The organism is Agrobacterium sp. DKPNP3 (assembly GCF_052686535.1).
Window position 1 is genome coordinate 1 of record NZ_JBQYSN010000104.1, and the last position, 17,281, is coordinate 17,281.

General features: G+C 59.7%; 18 protein-coding genes. 6 read left to right on the plus strand and 12 right to left on the minus strand.

Annotated features, from left to right (window positions below; genetic code table 11):
- The 5 genes from gndA to ccoG form a co-directional block, all read right to left on the minus strand.
- Positions 1–1,232 (minus strand): NADP-dependent phosphogluconate dehydrogenase (gene gndA, locus ACUTJJ_RS21550; protein ID WP_445543371.1); only part of this gene is annotated, 1,232 nt, incomplete at its 3' end.
- Positions 1,233–1,392: 160 nt separating this feature from the next.
- A complete protein-coding gene (gene ccoS / locus ACUTJJ_RS21555; RefSeq protein ID WP_296070393.1) occupies positions 1,393–1,554 on the minus strand; it encodes a cbb3-type cytochrome oxidase assembly protein CcoS in 162 nt (53 codons plus the stop codon).
- Complete coding sequence (locus tag ACUTJJ_RS21560) at positions 1,551–3,842, minus strand: cation-translocating P-type ATPase (RefSeq protein WP_445543372.1); 2,292 nt, start codon at positions 3,840–3,842, stop codon at positions 1,551–1,553. The genes ccoS and ACUTJJ_RS21560 overlap by 4 nt, the downstream gene beginning before the upstream one ends.
- On the minus strand, positions 3,839–4,339 hold the full coding sequence (locus ACUTJJ_RS21565) for a FixH family protein (protein WP_445543373.1): 501 nt from the start codon (positions 4,337–4,339) through the stop codon (positions 3,839–3,841). Before ACUTJJ_RS21565 ends, ACUTJJ_RS21560 begins: the two co-directional genes overlap by 4 nt.
- Positions 4,336–5,919, minus strand: coding sequence for a cytochrome c oxidase accessory protein CcoG (gene ccoG, locus ACUTJJ_RS21570; protein ID WP_445543374.1), 1,584 nt, complete (start codon positions 5,917–5,919; stop codon positions 4,336–4,338). Before ccoG ends, ACUTJJ_RS21565 begins: the two co-directional genes overlap by 4 nt.
- 123 nt (positions 5,920–6,042) lie before the next feature.
- Between ccoG and ACUTJJ_RS21575 the strand changes: the two genes are divergently transcribed.
- Genes ACUTJJ_RS21575 through ACUTJJ_RS21585 form a run of 3 tightly spaced genes read left to right on the plus strand, consistent with a single transcriptional unit; the run spans position 6,043 to position 7,278 of the window.
- Entirely contained in the window at positions 6,043–6,447 is a 405-nt protein-coding gene (locus tag ACUTJJ_RS21575) for an SRPBCC family protein (RefSeq protein WP_445543375.1), read from the plus strand.
- 11 nt (positions 6,448–6,458) lie between these two features.
- A complete protein-coding gene (locus ACUTJJ_RS21580) occupies positions 6,459–6,815 on the plus strand; it encodes a VOC family protein (RefSeq protein WP_144574212.1) in 357 nt (118 codons plus the stop codon).
- 16 nt (positions 6,816–6,831) lie between these two features.
- On the plus strand, positions 6,832–7,278 hold the full coding sequence (locus ACUTJJ_RS21585) for a VOC family protein (RefSeq protein ID WP_063948957.1): 447 nt from the start codon (positions 6,832–6,834) through the stop codon (positions 7,276–7,278).
- A gap of 53 nt (positions 7,279–7,331) precedes the next feature.
- On the opposite strand, the gene ccoP is transcribed toward ACUTJJ_RS21585, so the two are convergent.
- From ccoP to cobU, 5 genes are all read right to left on the minus strand, one after another.
- On the minus strand, positions 7,332–8,195 hold the full coding sequence (gene ccoP / locus ACUTJJ_RS21590; RefSeq protein WP_445543376.1) for a cytochrome-c oxidase, cbb3-type subunit III: 864 nt from the start codon (positions 8,193–8,195) through the stop codon (positions 7,332–7,334).
- A gap of 2 nt (positions 8,196–8,197) precedes the next feature.
- Positions 8,198–8,350: a CcoQ/FixQ family Cbb3-type cytochrome c oxidase assembly chaperone gene (locus ACUTJJ_RS21595; RefSeq protein ID WP_004441852.1), complete on the minus strand. Its 153-nt coding sequence runs from the start codon at positions 8,348–8,350 to the stop codon at positions 8,198–8,200.
- Positions 8,351–8,362: 12 nt separating this feature from the next.
- Positions 8,363–9,094: a cytochrome-c oxidase, cbb3-type subunit II gene (gene ccoO / locus ACUTJJ_RS21600; protein ID WP_063948955.1), complete on the minus strand. Its 732-nt coding sequence runs from the start codon at positions 9,092–9,094 to the stop codon at positions 8,363–8,365.
- A gap of 9 nt (positions 9,095–9,103) precedes the next feature.
- Positions 9,104–10,726 carry a cytochrome-c oxidase, cbb3-type subunit I gene (ccoN, locus tag ACUTJJ_RS21605; protein WP_445543377.1) on the minus strand — a complete coding sequence of 541 codons (1,623 nt, stop codon included), beginning with the start codon at positions 10,724–10,726 and terminating at the stop codon, positions 9,104–9,106.
- A gap of 220 nt (positions 10,727–10,946) precedes the next feature.
- Entirely contained in the window at positions 10,947–11,468 is a 522-nt protein-coding gene (gene cobU / locus ACUTJJ_RS21610; RefSeq protein WP_445543378.1) for a bifunctional adenosylcobinamide kinase/adenosylcobinamide-phosphate guanylyltransferase, read from the minus strand.
- Positions 11,469–11,963: 495 nt separating this feature from the next.
- Between cobU and ACUTJJ_RS21615 the strand changes: the two genes are divergently transcribed.
- Together ACUTJJ_RS21615 and ACUTJJ_RS21620 are read left to right on the plus strand one after the other, a co-directional pair.
- Positions 11,964–12,656, plus strand: a complete 693-nt coding sequence (locus ACUTJJ_RS21615; RefSeq protein WP_063949128.1) for a DUF599 domain-containing protein — start codon at positions 11,964–11,966, stop codon at positions 12,654–12,656.
- A gap of 68 nt (positions 12,657–12,724) precedes the next feature.
- On the plus strand, positions 12,725–13,690 hold the full coding sequence (locus ACUTJJ_RS21620) for a heparan-alpha-glucosaminide N-acetyltransferase (RefSeq protein ID WP_445543379.1): 966 nt from the start codon (positions 12,725–12,727) through the stop codon (positions 13,688–13,690).
- A 142-nt stretch (positions 13,691–13,832) separates the two neighbouring features.
- Here ACUTJJ_RS21620 and ACUTJJ_RS21625 read toward each other — a convergent pair whose 3' ends face one another.
- Together ACUTJJ_RS21625 and mgtE are read right to left on the minus strand one after the other, a co-directional pair.
- Complete coding sequence (locus ACUTJJ_RS21625) at positions 13,833–14,219, minus strand: MerR family transcriptional regulator (protein WP_003524989.1); 387 nt, start codon at positions 14,217–14,219, stop codon at positions 13,833–13,835.
- Between the two features lie 69 nt (positions 14,220–14,288).
- Positions 14,289–15,716 carry a magnesium transporter gene (mgtE, locus tag ACUTJJ_RS21630; RefSeq protein WP_445543380.1) on the minus strand — a complete coding sequence of 476 codons (1,428 nt, stop codon included), beginning with the start codon at positions 15,714–15,716 and terminating at the stop codon, positions 14,289–14,291.
- Positions 15,717–16,107: 391 nt separating this feature from the next.
- Here mgtE and ACUTJJ_RS21635 point away from each other — a divergent pair.
- Positions 16,108–17,281: molybdopterin-dependent oxidoreductase (locus ACUTJJ_RS21635; RefSeq protein ID WP_445543381.1), on the plus strand; the 1,174-nt coding region annotated here is incomplete at its 3' end.

Genomic DNA, 17,281 nt, shown 5'->3' on the forward strand with positions numbered 1-17,281 from the left:
ACCACCCTGCGCAGCGGCGCGTCGGTGTCCTTGACGATGGCGGAGAATGCCGGCGTCACGATGAGGTTCGCCACATGCGGATCCTTGGTGAAGGCCGAGGTGATCTCGTCGAGGAATTCCGAGCGGATGATGCAGCCTGCGCGCCAGATGCGGGCGATCGTGGGCATCGGCAGGTTCCAGTTGAACTCCTTGGAGGCGGCCGACATGATGGCGAAGCCCTGCGCGTAGGCACCGACCTTGGCGGCCAGAAGCGCGTTTTCCAGATCGGCGATGAAGGCCTTTTTGTCAGCCGGTGCAGACGCAACGCTCGCCAGGCCGAAGATCTTCTCGGCAGCTTCGCGCTCGTCCTTCTGCGACGACAGGATACGGGCAGCCACGGCCGCCTCGATGGCGGTTGCTGCGACGCCCATGTTCTGGGCTTCGATGACCGACCACTTGCCGGTGCCCTTCTGCCCGGCCTTGTCGAGGATCAGATCGACCATCGGCTTACCGGTGATCGGATCGGCGGCGCGCAGAACCTTCTCGGTGATTTCGATCAGGTAGGAGTTGAGGCGGCCCTTGTTCCACTCGCCAAAGACATCAGCGATTTCGGCGGCACTCATCTTCAGACCGTCACGCAGGATGCCATAGATTTCGGCGATCATCTGCATGTCGGCATATTCGATGCCGTTATGGATCGTCTTGACGAAGTGGCCAGCGCCGTCATTGCCGAGCCATGCCACGCACGGATCGTCATTATACTTGGCGGAGATGGACGTCAGAACCTTCTCGACGCGCTTCCAGCTCTCCTCGGTGCCGCCGACCATGATCGACGGTCCGTGGCGCGCACCTTCTTCACCACCGGAAACGCCCATGCCGATGAAGGTCAAGCCACTATCCTTCAGATTGTCGAAGCGGCGGATCGTATCGCGGAAGTTCGCATTGCCGGCGTCGATCATGATGTCGCCGTTGGCCAGATGCGGCTTCAGGATTTCCATCTGCTGGTCAACAGGGTCGCCGGCCTTGATCATGATGATGATCGGGCGCGGAGGACGAATGGCGGCAACGAATTCCTCGATGGTTTCGCAAGGGATCAGCTGTCCCTGCAATGCCCCGGCTTCAGCGTAGAATTTTTTCGTCGCTTCAGGGGTTCGGTTGAATACGGCGATCTTGTTGCCTTTTTCGGCGATGTTGAGCGCCAGGTTCGAGCCCATGACGCCGAGACCGATCAAACCGATTTCTGCCTGTTCCACGGATGTGCCTCCATCTTGCTTTTAGGTGGTCGTGTTGTGGCACCGTAATCACCAAACGGCAAGGCTGAGGGCGACTGAAACGATTAAATTTTGATGATGCAAATCAGCTTTGCATATTTGCGACAGTATGAGCTGTACCGGGATCGTGCTGCACGCCGCTTCAGGACGAAGGCCGGGGGCGGTCGTCACCATCCTCGATTACCCGCCAGGCCGCGCCGTCCATATCCTCGTACTGGCCTGACCTGACCGACCAGAGAAAGGCGAAAAGCCCAAGCGCGCCCAGGAACAGCGCGACCGGAATGAGATAGATGAGCATGTTCATGCCAGTTGCGCTCCCTCGCCCGCAAAGTCTGTTTTCACGTCCTCCCGGAGACGGACGGTTTCAGCCGCACCGGCAAGGCGCAACGCATTGGCGACGACGATCAGCGACGATGTCGACATGGCAATCGCCGCGATCATGGGCGTTGCGTAACCAGCGATCGCTATTGGCACGGCGATGATGTTGTAGCCTATGGCCAGCGCAAAGTTCTGCCTGATGAGCCGGCCGGCCTGCCGTGATGTCGCGATCGCGAAAGGCACGGCGTCGAGGTTCTCCTGCATGAACACGAAATCAGCAGCCTGCCGGCCGATATCGGCGGCAGTGGCAGGCGCCATCGATACGTGGGCGGCAGCAAGCGCCGGCGCATCGTTGATGCCGTCGCCGACCATCAGCACCCGGCGGCCCTCGCCTTCAAGCCGGGCGCAGCGCGCCGCCTTGTCTTTGGGCGAAAGGTCCGCGCGCCAGTTGCCGATGCCCAGCCGCTGCGCCATGGCACTGACGGCGGCGGCCCGGTCTCCCGAAACGATTTCCTGAGTAAAGCCACGGGCCGCCAAGTTGCGCAACGCCGCAGCAGCGCCAGCGCGAGGATTATCCTCGAAGCCGAAGCTCGCAAGCTGACGGCCGTCAAGCGATAGCACCACTTCCGACCGCGCATCGCCCCCGTCTATCGACATATCATCCGGGCAGGCGAAACGACGATTGCCGAGCCGGTAAATGCCCGCCTCCGTTTCGGCCTCGACGCCCGACCCCGAAATTTCGCGCACGACATCAAATGCCGGCATGGCTCCGCGATAGGCGGCGTGCAGCGCCTTGGAGAGCGGATGGCGAGAATGGGCTGAAAGCCCCGCAGCAATTGCCATGGTCTCAGGCTTCACATTCCTGGTCTCGACCAGTTTGGGCTTGCCCACCGTCAACGTACCGGTTTTGTCGAACAGCACGGTGTCTATTTCGGCCAAGCGCTCCATGGCTGAGCCTTCCTTGACCATGATGCCGTGCCGGAAGAGCCTTCCTGCGGCAACCACCTGCACGACGGGAACGGCAAGGCCGAGCGCGCAAGGGCAGGTGATGATGAGAACCGCAATGGCGATCAGCATTGCCTGTTTCCAGTCGCCGCCAAGGAAACCCCAGCCGAGAAATGTCACCAGCGCGAGAAGATGCACGACGGGCGAATAATAGCTCGCCGCCCGGTCGGCGATACGACGGTAACGCGCGCGCCCGCCTTCGGCCGCCTCCATCAGGCCGATGACCTCCGACAGGAAAGAGTCTCTGGCCGTGGCCGTCACCTGCGCCACAAGCGAACCGGTGAGATTGAGTGTCCCCGCCTGCAGGCTGTCGCCCGCGGCAACGCGGCGCGGCGCGCTTTCACCGTTGACGATGGACATGTCGAGATCGCTGCTGCCGCTTTCAACCACGGCGTCCACTGCCACTCGGTCCCCTGCCGCAATCGAAATCGACATTCCCGGCTGGATATCCGAGAGCGGGCGATATTCTCGTGTGCCGCTCTCACCCAGCACGGTCGCACCGCGCGGCGAAAGGCGGGCGAGCCCGGCGATGGCCGAGCGCGCCTTGTCGCGCATGATATGGTCCAGCGTGCGTCCGATCAGCAGGAAGAACAGCAGCGACACGGTCGCATCGAACCACGCATGTTCGCCATGATGAATCGTTTCCCACAGCGAAACGGCGTAGGAGAGCGTGATGGCGAGCGCTATCGGCACATCCATATTGGTGCGGCCATGTTTCAGCGCATTCCACGCCGATTGATAAAAGAAACGACCGCCATAGATCAGCGCCGGTGCGGCAATCATCGCCGAAATCCAGTGGAACATGTCACGCGTCGCCGCATCCGCCCCAGACCAGACGGAGACCGAGAGCAGCATGATATTGGCGGACGCAAAGCCGCAGAGCGCCACGGCCCTGATCAGCTGCGAGCGCAAGGCGTCCGAAGCATCCTGCCCACTGGCGAAAAGATGCGTACGATATCCCGTCGCAAGGATGGCGCGCGCAATCTCGGCGGGATCGGTCCTGACGCCATTGATCTCTTCCCTCCAGACGACCGCCACCCGTTTCGATGACAGGTTCACCCGCGCCCGCTCGACTTGCGGCAGGTGGCGAAGCGCGGTCTCGATGGTTGTGATGCAGGCGCCGCAATAGACATCCGGCACGCTGAGGTCAGTCTGGCGCATCCCCTGCCCCAGATCGCGGCTCGCCAGCAGTAATTCCTCAGACGAAGGTGGATTGACGGGCTCGCCCAGCTGCAGCGACCCTTCCGTTCCCGGTGCGCAGCAGCTCATTTGCGCCCCCTGACGACAGCGATCCGCTTGCCCTCATGCACGATGATCCGGCCTTCCTTGACGGCTGTCACTTCCACGATCCACTGGCCCGGCAGCATGTCGTGGGCGGCCGTGAAGACACCCGTTGACACCGGCGTCAGCTCCATGTCGAAATTCTGGCTCTCGCCCACGGGCCGGCGGAAATGTGCCGTCACCGTATCCGTGTCGACCGGCCCCGTATCGGGATGGAAGACCTCGTAACGCACGGTGTTTTCGTCAACCATGAGCTTGCCCCTGATGCCGGTCGCGGCCCTTGCCTTGGCGGCCTCCGCCTTGGCGTTGAACTGCTGGCTGGCGACATAGGTGTTGGGCACGACAAGCCCGCTCCAGCTGTGAACCGCGTTCCAGGCCATGATCATGTTGACGGTAATGACCGTGCCGAAGAACAACACCATGACGCCGAGCATGTGCCAGCCGGTGAATGTGAAACCGGAGGCGCGTTGATTGTTCACTGTCATTTTTTCACTCCGGGAGCATTAAAAACCGCATCGTATCTGGCCGTTTCGTGGCCAGCCGTATCGCTGACGATAAATTCGAAATTCTCGGCCGTCCGCGAAATATCCTCGCCCGGAAGGGTGACGAAGACCTTGAGTGTTGTCGCCTCGTCCGGTTCCACCGTCACCTCGAAGGCACGGGCGGCATTATCGGCCATGCCATTGATCTTCATCACCGCATTCGGAAGACCACCGATGGTCAGGCTCAATACGCGCGGCTGCGGCACCATGTTGAGAATGCGCACGGTATAGCCGTTGCGGATCGAACCGTTGGATTCCAGGACATATTGCGGATTGCGGTCATGCAGGACATTGAGCGCCAGCCGCTCGCGCGTCACCAGCGCAAACAGCATGCCGATGCCAACGGCAGCCCAGATAGCCGTATAGAGCAGCGTACGTGGCCGGAAGATGATACGCCAGTTAAAGTGGCGCACCCGATTGCTGAAGCTGCCATCCTCCTTGCGCACATTGTCGGGACGGATCGCGTGCTGGCCATTGCCGGTCGCAAGCGCCATGTTGGATTGATATTCAGCAAGCGTCGCATAAGCGATCAGCCCACGCGGCTTGCCGATCTTGTCCATCACCCCGTCGCAGGCATCGATGCAGAGGGCGCAGGTGATGCATTCCAGCTGCTGTCCGTCCCTGATGTCGATGCCCATGGGACAGACCGCCACACAGGCATTGCAATCGACGCAGTCGCCAATGCTCTCCCCCGCGGCCGCGGCCTTTTTAGCGTGCCGCGAGCGCGGCTCGCCCCGCCAGTCATTATAGGTGACGACAAGCGAATTCTCATCCAGCATCGCCGCCTGAATGCGCGGCCAGGGACACATATAGGTGCAGACCTGCTCCCGCATCAGCCCGCCAAACACATAGGTGGTGCCGGTCAGGATCGCGACGGTAGTGTAAGCGATCACAGGCGCTTCACCGGTCAGGGACTCTCTCGCCAGAGTCGGCGCATCGGCAAAATAGAAAATCCAGGCACCACCCGTCAGAACGCCGATCACCAGCCAGATCGAATGCTTCAGCACCCGCTTGCGCAATTTGGCAAACGTATAGGGCGCCGCATCCAGTTTCATGCGCGCATTTCTGTCGCCCTCGATCGCCCTTTCGACGACCAGAAACAGATCCACCCAGACGGTCTGCGGACAGGTGTAACCGCACCAGGCACGCCCGACCGCTGATGTGACGAGGAACAGCCCCAGCCCCGCCATGACCAGCAGGCCCGCAACGAAGAAGAACTCCTGCGGCCAGATCTCGATGAAGAAGAAATAAAAGCGTCGGTTGGCGATATCGATCAACACCGCCTGATCGGGTGCATAGGGTCCACGATCCCAGCGAAGGAACGGCGTCAGATAATAAATGCCAAGCGTGATCAGCATCACCAGCCATTTGAACCGCCGGAACCGGCCCTCGGCGCGCTTGGGGAAAATCTTCTTGCGCGCTTCATAGAGCGGTTTGCGCGTTTTCGCGGAATTGACGGCTTCCGCCTCCAGCCTTTCAATCGGCTGTTGCGGGCGATCCTGTCCGGCGCGATAGATGTTCATGATAGGAGTCCATTTTTATCTCCTTGCTTTCTCCCATCTCCGCGGTGAAACATCCTTGACTTACATCAAGTGAAGACAAAGTGGCGCAGTCAGAGGAACCAGCACCACCCGGGGGAGGACAAGATGCCTGTCATGCAATCGAGAATCATTCATCTGTCTGTCGAAAGACCGTGGGCGGAGGTCTACGACTTCGCCGCCGCTCCGGAGCACATGCCCCGCTGGGCTGCCGGACTTGCGGGCGGCCTCGAGCCCGATGGTGAAGACTGGATCGCCGAAGGCGGGCCGCTGGGTGAAGTGCGCGTCAATTTTGCGCCGCGCAACGAATTTGACGTCATCGACCATGTGGTGACATTGCCCGACGGCCTAAAGGTCTATAACGCGCTCAGGGTCACCCCGAATGGCAGCGGCACGGAAGTCAACTTCACATTGCTTCGTCTTGAGGGCATGACGGATGAGGACTTCGAGCAGGACGCCAAGGCCGTCACGGCCGATCTGCAAACCCTGAAACAACTGCTCGAAGCGAATTGAGGGAGTGAGTGATGACGGAAAATATCGATGACAGACGGATCGACTATGTCGAATTCAACGTCGTTGACATCGAGCGCAGCAAAGAATTCTACGGGGGCGCGTTCGGTTGGACCTTCAAGGACTACGGTCCGCAATATTGCGAGTTTTCCGACGGCCGCCTGACGGGCGGCTTCACCACCACGGCGCCGGTCTCGGCCAAGGGCGGACCGCTCGTCATTCTCTATGCCGCCGATCTCGAGGATGTGCAGCGGCGTGTCGAAGCCGCCGGCGGCCAGATCAGCGTCGCGATTTTCGCCTTTCCTGGCGGCAGACGTTTTCATTTCACCGATCCGGATGGATACGAACTGGCCGTCTGGTCGAAAAACTGATCGGCAGGAATCCGCCATGACTTTGACAACGCCGCCTTTTTCGTTGATCGGGATCGATCATATCGTCTTCATCGTCGACGACATGGTGCGGGCACTCGATTTTTACCGGAACGTGCTGGGCTGTACTGATGGTTACTCTTACCCTGCTCTCGGGATGGAGCAGGTCTGGTGCGGCAATGCCCTGATCGTCCTTTGGGATGTCACGCACCCCGGTGGCACAAAGGCTGCTCCGCCCGTCGCCGGTGGACGTAATGTCGATCACATCTGCATCGCGACCGGTCCTTTGAACCACGATGCGCTTCGCGCCCATCTGGCGAAATTCAACGTCACGATAGAACAGGAAGCCTTTCACGGCGGCGCGCGGGGGATGGGACACTCGTTCTATTTCCGTGATCCCTTCGGCAACAAGATCGAGTTGAAGGGACCCGCCGAATATCCGGATGGACGGGCCGAAAACGCCTGATCCGAACGAAAAAAGGGCGCCACAGCGGCGCCCTTCCTTGCATTCCGAGTCCTTCACTCGCCGCCACCCAGCGAGTGAACGAAGATGGCCAGCTGCTTGACCGTCGTATCGCCAAGACGTTCGCCCCAGGCAGGCATCACCCCGTGTTTCGGCGAGCGTATCTGCGCAACAATCCCCTCTTCGCCATGGGCCTTCAGCCAGATCGCATCGGCAAGATTAGGCGCGCCGAACTCGCGGTTGCCCTTGGCGTCTTCGCCGTGGCACGAGGCACAATTGTCGGCAAAGAGCTGTTTGCCGGGTTCGACAAGCGCCGGGTTGGATGGCGTTCCCGTCAGGCTCACGACATAGGCCGCAACCTCGCGGATTTCATCCGACTTCAGAATGTCGCCGAAAGCCGGCATTTCCGACAGACGCGTGTCAGGATCATCGGCAAAACGGATGCCGTGTTTCACCGTCGTGTAGATATCGTCGACGCTGCCGCCCCACATCCAGTCGTCATCATTGAGGTTGGGATATCCCTGCCCGCCCTCGGCACCCGAACCGTGGCACTGGATGCAATTGACCTTGAATGCGGCCGCGCCGCCGGAAAGGGCGAATTGCCTCAGTGTCGGGTCTGCCTGGATGTCCGCAAGCGAAGAACTGGCGATCTTGTCGACGAAAACGCTCTGCGACTGTTTTGCAGCAGCAAGATCGGCAGCGATCTCGCCGCGGCTGTTCCAGCCGAGGACGCCCTGCGTCGCGCTTGAGATCAGCGGCCATGCCGGATAGGCGATGGTGTAGCCGATAGCCCAGAGGATCGTGAAGTAGAAGGTCCATACCCACCAGCGCGGCATGGGGTTGTTCAGCTCGCGGATACCGTCCCACTCATGGCCGGTGGTTTCAACGCCGCTGATTTTATCGATGTGTTTTTCGGACATGTTCAGTCCTCCCTGAGCGGAATGCTGGCCGCATCGTCCGCGGCCCTTTTCGAGCCGGGGCGAAGCGTGAAGATGACGACGCCGGCAAAGAACAGGGTCATGGCAAGCAGGCCCCAGCTGTCGGCGAAATGGCGCATGGCCGTGTAGGTTTCCATCGTTTCGCCTCCTCACCGATATCCGGCGGCATCGTCATAGGTCGAGAAATCGACCAGCGTGCCGAGCATCTGCAGATAGGCGACCAGCGCATCCATTTCGGTAAGCTTTGCCGGATCGCCATCGAAATCCCCGACCTTCGCCTTCGGGTAGCGCGCCAGAAGCTCGCTCGTATCGGCATTCGGGTCAGCCTGCGCCTTCATGTCGGCACCCGCCTTTTCGATCATCTCGTCGCTATAGGGAACGCCGACCGCGCGGTTTGCCTTCAGCTCCATGTCGACATCCGTCACCTTCAGTGCCGTCGTCTTGAGGAACGCGTAGGATGGCATGATCGATTCCGGCACCACCGAGCGCGGATCGGCGAGGTGCTGCACATGCCATTCGTTCGAGTAGCGGTCGCCGACGCGCGCAAGGTCTGGCCCTGTGCGCTTGGAACCCCACTGGAACGGATGGTCGTACATGGATTCTGCCGCCAGGCTGTAGTGCCCGTAACGCTCCACCTCGTCGCGGAACGGACGGATCATCTGGCTGTGGCAGACGTAACATCCCTCGCGGATGTAGATGTTGCGGCCGGCCAGCTCCAGCGGCGTGTAGGGCCGCATGCCCTCCACCTTCTCGATGGTGTTTTCGAGGTAGAAGAGCGGCGCGATTTCCACGATGCCGCCGATGGAAACGACCAGCAACGAGCCGACCAGAAGCAAGGTGGCGTTACGTTCGATGACGCCGTGTTTGTCGAGTATGGACATCGGCCCCTCCTATTCAGCAGGCTGCAGCGAAGGAGCCGCGCCCTTGCTGGCGCCCTCCTCGCGTTGATGACCGAGGATGGTCATGGTGACGTTGTAGGCCATGATCAGCGCGCCGCTGAGGAACATCAGGCCGCCGAGTGCACGCATTACGTAGTAAGGGAACAGCGCTGCGACCGATTCCGCGAAGGAATAGACGAGGAAGCCCTGGGTATCGTATTCGCGCCACATCAGCGCCTGCTGGATGCCGGCCACCCACATAACGGCGGCGTAGATCACGATGCCGATCGTGGCGAGCCAGAAGTGCCAGTTGACCAGTTGCAGGCTGTAGAGACGCTCCCTGCCCCACAGCTTGGGCGTCAGATAATAGATCGCGCCGAAGGTGATCATGCCGTTCCAGCCGAGTGCGCCTGAATGCACATGGCCGATGGTCCAGTCGGTATAATGGCTGAGCGAGTTGACGGCCTTGATCGACATCATCGGCCCTTCGAAGGTGGCCATGCCGTAGAAGGCAACAGCCATCACCATCATACGAACGATGGGGTCTGTACGGATCTTGTCCCATGCACCCGAAAGCGTCATCAGGCCATTGATCATGCCGCCCCATGAGGGCATCCACAACATGATCGAGAACACCATGCCCAGCGTCTGCGCCCAGTCAGGCAGAGCCGTATAATGCAGGTGGTGCGGGCCGGCCCAGATATACATGAAGATCAGCGCCCAGAAGTGGATGATCGACAGGCGGTAGGAATAGACCGGGCGGTTCACCTGCTTCGGAATGAAATAATACATCATGCCGAGGAAGCCGGCGGTCAGGAAGAAGCCGACGGCATTATGGCCGTACCACCATTGCGTCAGCGCATCCTGCACGCCCGAAAAAGCCGAGTAGCTCTTGACGCCAAGAAACGAGACGGGAATGGCGAGGTTGTTGACGATATGCAGCATGGCAATCGTCACGATGAAGCTCAGGTAGAACCAGTTGGCCACATAGATATGCGGCTCCCTGCGCTTCAGAATGGTGCCGAGGAATGCCATGAGATAGGCGACCCAGACGATGGTCAGCCAGATATCGACGTACCACTCCGGCTCCGCATATTCGCGCCCTTGCGTAATGCCGAGCAGATAGCCCGTGGCGGCCATGACGATGAAGAGGTTATAGCCCCAGAACACGAACCAGCCGAGATTGCCGCCGAACAGACGCGCGCGACAGGTTCTCTGCACGACATAAAAGGAGGTCGCGATCAACGCATTTCCCCCGAAAGCGAAGATCACCGCCGAGGTATGCAGCGGCCGCATGCGGCCGAAATTAAAATAGGGTGCGATGTTGAGATCGGGAAAGGCAAGCTGCAACGCGACGACCACCCCAACCAGAAAGCCGACGACACCCCAGAACACGGTGGCAACCACACCGTATTTCACCACCTCGTCGAAATATTCGGCATTGCGACGGGCGCGCACGGCCGGATCGACAGGCGCAAAGGAGACACGGCGCAAAAGAAGCACCGTGCTGACCAGCAGTGTAAAGAACAGCACCCACATATGGGCGGCGAAAAGACTGTCGTGGGCAAAGGCTGCCCCGAGCAACGCGAGAAAGGCCCCGAGGGCCACGATCGCGGTTTCTAACGTGTAATTCATTGTTGGTTTCCCCCAACGTGCAAGCCGACCGACGAAAGGCACGGCATGCGCCTGGGAGAGCGAACGTGTACCTATGCGTCGGTTGGAGCATTGCCACCGGGAGTGGAACGCCACCTTGATCCAGATCAAGAACGCAGGGTATTGCAGCTGCGGCTCTCAGGGTCGAAGGCAGGGTCTGGCAGATCTATAGGGAAGTGCTGCGGCTCGCCTTCGACGGCCATCAGCCCTTCATCTTGAGGGGCAACCCGGCCGCGACGAAATAGACCTCGCCTGCAACGGCAGCCACCCGTTGATGAAGCCTGCCGGCATGATCCCGGAATTCCCGGGCCATTCGATTTTCTGGAACGATGCCGAGCCCGACCTCGTTGGAAACGAGGATCAGCTTTGCCTGCGCTGCCGCAAGGGCAGCTTCGAGATGCGCAAAGGCCATCTCGATATCGGCCTGCTCCATCATCAGATTCGTCAGCCATAAGGTCAGGCAATCGATGAGGATGACGTTTTCCCGATCGTCCAGCTTTTGCAAGACGCCGACAATGTCGACCGGGGCTTCATGGGTCGTCCATTCCGCACCGCGCTGTTCCTGGTGGCGGGTGATACGGTCCCGCATCTCGTCGTCCCATGCACGGCCGGTCGCCAGATAGTGCAGCCGTCCGCCAGACTGGCCGGCAAGCTCTTCGGCAAAACGCGACTTGCCGGAGCGCGCGCCGCCAAGAATGAAAACGGAGCGGTTTATATCAGCCATGGAAAACCTGAACGGAGAAAATGGGGGACCGGTGCCAATGTGTTGCCGCAAGCCAGAAACGAACGGACATGAAGGGAACGATTCGTAGACAAGGCGTCCCCCGGTTGTTCATGCCGCGCGGTCGCTGATACCGGACCGGAGATGCAAAACCTGCCAGCAGGATGCTGGACATTGAAGCACTGCACTTCCGGATGCCGGCAACACCGGTCCACATAAAAAGCTAGGTGCGAAAGACGGTCCTGTCAATCGGCTGCCATCGAAGGCGGATTTACACGGAACCGGTACGCAAACACCTGACCCGGAACCGGCAGACCTGTCGTCCGCAACGGAATTGATAATGCGACTTGGTTACCGGACCGTTAGCAAACACCAGATGATGGGACCGCAATGCCGGTGGAGAAAACCCCGTAGTGGCGAGCGCCGCCATTGCCTTGCCATCGCCTTCAAATCAATATGCTTTCGAAGATTCGCAAACAGCAAGGTGCCCTGCCCGTGATGACCGTCATGGACTACATCTCTATCATCGTTTTCATCCTGCTATGGGCGGTCTACACCCATGTGACGACGGGAACACGGCTGTTTTCACGCGCCAGCCTGAACCAGGCCATGGCTGAGCGGCGGCGAAACTGGATCATGAATTCGCTGAAGCGTGATCTCAAGATGATCGACACGCAGATCATGGCGGGTTTGCAGAACGGAACCGCCTTTTTCGCTTCCACCTCGATTTTCGCGATCGGTGGATGTTTCGCCCTTCTGGGGGCAACCGATCAGGTCGAATCGGTGTTTCGCGACATGCCTTTCGTCCATTATGCGGGGCGCACAGCCTTCGAACTGAAGGTCATAGGACTCACCTGTCTTTTCGGATATTCCTTCTTCAAGTTCGGGTGGTCCTACCGACTGTTCAATTATTGTACGATCCTGTTCGGCGCTATCCCCATGGTCCACGATGTCGGGGCCGACCGCGACGCGGCGGAACGCGCGGCCGAAAATGTCATAAAAATGAACATTATTGCTGCCAAGAACTTCAATGACGGCCTGCGGACCATCTTTCTGTCCATTGGCTACCTCGGCTGGTTCATCAGCCCTTATGTTTTCATCGCGAGCACTGTCATCATCATCGTCGCCCTGTTGCGACGCCAGTTCTTCTCCGAGGCACGGCGCGCCATCATGGATGAAAACGGGCCTTGAAATAGCCGCACTTCAGGGGCCAAGCCCAGTCTGATACCGGCCTCCCCAAAAGCTGAAAAACGGAAATCATGCACACAGACGCAGCCACGAACGAACCACGCCGCAAAGGCCGCATCGGCGGGCTGGACACACTGCGCGGCATCGCGCTCCTTGCGATGGCATCTTACCATTTCACCTGGAATCTCGAATATTTCGGCTATATCGAGCCTGGAACTGCGACGACCGGCCTGTGGAAGCTCTATGCACGCGGCATCGCCACCTCGTTCCTCTTCCTTGCCGGTTTCAGCCTGTTTCTCGCGCACGGAAGGGGCATAAACTGGTCTTCCTTCGGCAAGAGGTTCGCAATGGTGGCGGGGTCGGCGCTGCTCATTACCGTCGCGACTTATGTCGCGTTTCCCGACAGTTTCATTTTCTTCGGCATATTGCATAACATCGCCGCAGCAAGCCTCGTCGGCCTGCTGTTCCTGCGGGCCCCGGCCGCCGTGACGTTACTCGCCGCGGCTGCCGCTTTCATTCTGCCGCAATATGTCCAATCCGAACTGTTCAACGTCAAATGGCTGGCATGGATAGGATTTTCAACCTTTCCGCCACGCTCCAACGATTATGTGCCGCTGCTGCCGTGGCTTGCGCCCTTCCTTGGCGGTCTCGCCGTCTCCCAGTTCGTCACGCCGCGCGGCTGGCTGGACCGTTTTCGTGAGCCCAGTTCGCCACGCAATATCGTCGCCAGCGCCGGGCGGCATAGCCTTGCCTTCTACCTCATCCACCAGCCGGTGCTGATCGGTATCGTTTACGTCCTGTCCCTCATCGCGCCGCCGCCGCCCGTCGATCAGGTGGAGCTTTACAAATCGAGCTGCGAGAAAAGCTGCGTCGAGCAGGCCAACGGCTTGGAACTCTGCCAGCGTTTCTGCGGCTGCACGCTCGAAAAGATTCAGGCGGAAAGCCTGTTCGACATCATGATGGAAGGCAAACTCAGCCCCGATCAGCAGACGAAGGTCAGCGAGGTAGCGCAACAGTGCACGGTTGAGGCGCAGTAGGGAAAAAGCACTCGACGCCATCCTCGGGCTTGGACCCGAGGATATATGACGTCGCTGCTGGCCCTCGGGTCCAGACCGAGGGTGACGAAAGAGAGGTCTTGACCCTAAAAGTGCGCTTCAGCGCGACAGGCAAGGTCCTCGTTCAAGTCCCTACGCCGATCTCGGCAAGACGTGTCAGACAGGCTTCTTCGACATTGTCGAGCTCCGCCAGCGTCTCTTCGATGTCCTTGCGCTTCTGCCGCAATTCGGCGCGCTTTTCATCGACCTTCTTCATCAGCAGCACGAGCTGACCCGACTCGCCTGGCGGCTCTTTATAAACGTGGATGATTTCGCGGATTTCGGAGATGGTAAAACCGATACGGCGACCGCGAAGGATTTCCTGAATGAGGCGACGGTCAGCTGCCCTGAAAAGCCGGGTGCGCCCGCGACGCTCCGGGTGAATCAGCCCCTCATCCTCGTAAAATCTTAAGGTACGGGTCGATACACCGAATTCGCGTGTCAGTTCGGTTATGCTATAATACTTGTCCAAGGGCCTATCCGATTCATCACCGGGCAATATTATTTGACCTTAACGTAAAAGTCAATTTTTGCCCGCTCGTCAGCCCGAGATTCCGTACCACCACGTTGCGATGCCGAGGAATGCAAAAAAGCCGACAATATCGGTGACGGCAGTGACAAACACCGCGGACGAGACAGCTGGGTCCGCCCCGCACTTGTCGAGCACAAGCGGGATCAGAATGCCTGCCAGCGCTGCTGCCAGCATGTTCAGACACATGGCTGTGGCGATAATGCCGCCTATATGGATATCCTGAAACCAGATGCCGGCAACGATGCCGATGGCGCAGCCAAACAGCATGCCGTTCAAGATGCCCACGCCGGCCTCGCGCCTGATGATGCGGGCGGCGTTGTGGATATCGAGGCTTTTGGTGGCAAGCGCGCGGACCGAAACGGTCATGGTCTGGGAACCCGCATTACCGCCCATGCCGGCGACTGCGGGCATAAGGATCGCAAGCGCAACGATCTGCTGGATCGTCGCATCGAAAAGGCTGATGACGGATGCAGAGAGAAAGGCAGTGATGAGGTTGACGGCGAGCCACGGCACACGCGAGCGCGATGTGCTGGCGATCGAGTCCGAGAGTTCTTCATCACCCACGCCGCCAAGGCGCAGCAGGTCTTCTTCGGCCTCTTCCTGAATGACGTCGACCACGTCATCGATGGTAAGAACGCCGACCAGCCGGCCGTTATTGTCCACCACGGCGGCGGAGAGCAAGTCGTACTGCTCGAAAAGCTGCGCCGCCTCTTCCTGGTCCATCTCGGCTGGAATGGAATGGTTGGTCTCGTGCATGATCGTTTCGATCTTCACCTGACGTTTGGCGCGCAGCACGCGGTCAAGATCGAGCGCCCCGACAAGCTTGAATGTCGGATCGATCACGAAAATCTGGGAAAAGGATTCCGGCAGCTCCTCCTCTTCCCGCAGGTAATCGATGGTCTGCCCCACCGTCCAGAAGGGCGGTACAGCCACGAATTCGGTCTGCATGCGGCGACCGGCAGAGCTCTCCGGGTAATCCAGCGCGCGCATCAGTCGGACGCGCTCGGTGAACGGCAGTTGCGAAAGGATATCCTCGCGATCTTCGTCGTCGAGGTCCTCGAGAATGTAGACCGCGTCGTCCGAATCGAGCTCGCCGATACCGGCGGCAATCTGCTCGTTCGACATCTGGTCGACGATATCGAGACGGATGCCCTCATCCACCTCGGTCAGTGCCGTCATGTCGAAATCTGAACCCAGCAGCCTGACCAGCGCGTGGCGCTGCTCCGGCAGGATCGATTCGAGCACGTCGCCGAGTTCAGATTCATGCAGCCGCGCAACATTCTTGCGCAGGAACAGCAGGTCCCGATCGGCAATCGCCGCACCAACCATCGTCAGGAAATCGGAACGGACGGAGCCATCCTCGGCGTAGATATCGGAGAGCGCTTCTGTCGACTTTACATCCTCGGGCGCGACAGGATCGTCGTCACGGTCTGTCATATGGCGTCCCCTCGTACTCAAATGCCGCAGTGCACGGATGCCGAGGCAGAATGGCGTTTAAAAGCATATTGTCAACAACCGGATAGGCGCAAAAACAAAGCTCGCGCCAGCGCGGCAAAACATTCATACGTCAAACCTCTTCCCGCCGTCGAGCGCGCAGTCGCGGCCGACGGCTTATACACAATCCCAGGTATTTACACCGGTTAATTTACGACAACGCCGGCCACCTTTACGTCGTTCCACCGTCCTCTGGAGACCCCGATTTAAGGGCGTGGGTGCATTGCACAATTATGCATTGACACAGCGCCGGGTTGAGCGCTTCTGGACACGCTTTTGACAAATGGCAAACCGCGCGGCAGGCGCGTCAAGATTGGTCCGGGACAGCAGAATCATGAGCAAGAAGGGTTTCATCGGCAAGGCATCGAATGCTGCAGGCGGTTGGGGTGCTTTGAAAAGTGTAGGCAAACGCCTGCTCGAATCCGGAGCACCGATTTCCGGCGCACGAACGCTGTTGAAAACCAACCAGCCGGATGGGTTTGACTGCCCGGGCTGCGCCTGGGGTGACCCGGAGCATGGATCGTCTTTCGAGTTCTGCGAAAACGGTGTCAAAGCCGTTTCCTGGGAGGCGACGGAAGCGCGGGTACCCCCGGACTTCTTCGCCAGCCACACCGTGTCGGCGCTGCGCGGCTGGTCGGACTACGATCTGGAAAAGCAGGGCCGCCTCACCCATCCCATGCGCTTTGACCGGGCAAGCGACAGATACCTGCCCGTGTCATGGGAGGAGGCCTTCACCGAAATCGGCGGCATGCTCAAGGGTCTCGACAGCCCGGACCGCGCTGAGTTCTATACGTCAGGCCGCGCCTCCAACGAGGCGGCATTTCTCTATCAATTGATGGTGCGTCTTTACGGGACCAATAATTTTCCCGACTGCTCGAACATGTGTCACGAAGCCAGCGGCGTCGGCCTGAAAGACGCAATCGGTGTCGGCAAGGGCACGGTGCTGCTCGAGGATTTCGAAAAGACAGATGCCATTTTTGTCATCGGCCAAAATCCGGGCACGAACCATCCCCGTATGCTGGGTGACCTGCGGCGCGCAGCCCTTCGCGGCGCCCGCATCGCCGTCTTCAACCCTATCCGGGAAAAGGGGCTGGAGCGCTTTGCCGACCCGCAGGACAAGATCGAGATGATCACCGGCGGCAGCACCAAAATCGCGACCAATTATTATCAGCCGCGCCAGGGAGGCGACATGGCTGCGGTGCGCGGCATGAGCAAGGCGGTCTTTGCTGCCGACGAAGCTGCAAGGGCGGCCGGCAAGCCTGCGATCATCGATTATGCCTTCCTTGCCGACCACACGACGCAGTTTGAAGATTATCGTGCTGCCGTCGAAGCGACGAGCTGGGAGAGCATCCTCGACCAGTCCGGGCTGACGCGCGAGCAGATCGAGGAGGCCGCCTCCATCTACATGGAAGCCGGTTCCGTCATCGCCACCTGGGCCATGGGAGTTACCCAACACCGCCACTCGGTTCTCATCGTGCGAGAAATCGCCAACTTCATGTTGCTGCGCG

Bases quoted from the DNA above. Each gene is read 5' to 3' on its own strand.
- ccoS (WP_296070393.1), bottom strand. From the start codon at position 1,554: ATGAACATGCTCATCTATCTCATTCCGGTCGCGCTGTTCCTGGGCGCG.
- ACUTJJ_RS21560 (WP_445543372.1), bottom strand. From the start codon at position 3,842: ATGAGCTGCTGCGCACCGGGAACGGAAGGGTCGCTGCAGCTGGGCGAG.
- ACUTJJ_RS21565 (WP_445543373.1), bottom strand. From the start codon at position 4,339: ATGACAGTGAACAATCAACGCGCCTCCGGTTTCACATTCACCGGCTGG.
- ccoG (WP_445543374.1), bottom strand. From the start codon at position 5,919: ATGAACATCTATCGCGCCGGACAGGATCGCCCGCAACAGCCGATTGAA.
- ACUTJJ_RS21575 (WP_445543375.1), top strand. From the start codon at position 6,043: ATGCCTGTCATGCAATCGAGAATCATTCATCTGTCTGTCGAAAGACCG.
- ACUTJJ_RS21580 (WP_144574212.1), top strand. From the start codon at position 6,459: ATGACGGAAAATATCGATGACAGACGGATCGACTATGTCGAATTCAAC.
- ACUTJJ_RS21585 (WP_063948957.1), top strand. From the start codon at position 6,832: ATGACTTTGACAACGCCGCCTTTTTCGTTGATCGGGATCGATCATATC.
- ccoP (WP_445543376.1), bottom strand. From the start codon at position 8,195: ATGTCCGAAAAACACATCGATAAAATCAGCGGCGTTGAAACCACCGGC.
- ACUTJJ_RS21595 (WP_004441852.1), bottom strand. From the start codon at position 8,350: ATGGAAACCTACACGGCCATGCGCCATTTCGCCGACAGCTGGGGCCTG.
- ccoO (WP_063948955.1), bottom strand. From the start codon at position 9,094: ATGTCCATACTCGACAAACACGGCGTCATCGAACGTAACGCCACCTTG.
- ccoN (WP_445543377.1), bottom strand. From the start codon at position 10,726: ATGAATTACACGTTAGAAACCGCGATCGTGGCCCTCGGGGCCTTTCTC.
- cobU (WP_445543378.1), bottom strand. From the start codon at position 11,468: ATGGCTGATATAAACCGCTCCGTTTTCATTCTTGGCGGCGCGCGCTCC.
- ACUTJJ_RS21615 (WP_063949128.1), top strand. From the start codon at position 11,964: ATGACCGTCATGGACTACATCTCTATCATCGTTTTCATCCTGCTATGG.
- ACUTJJ_RS21620 (WP_445543379.1), top strand. From the start codon at position 12,725: ATGCACACAGACGCAGCCACGAACGAACCACGCCGCAAAGGCCGCATC.
- mgtE (WP_445543380.1), bottom strand. From the start codon at position 15,716: ATGACAGACCGTGACGACGATCCTGTCGCGCCCGAGGATGTAAAGTCG.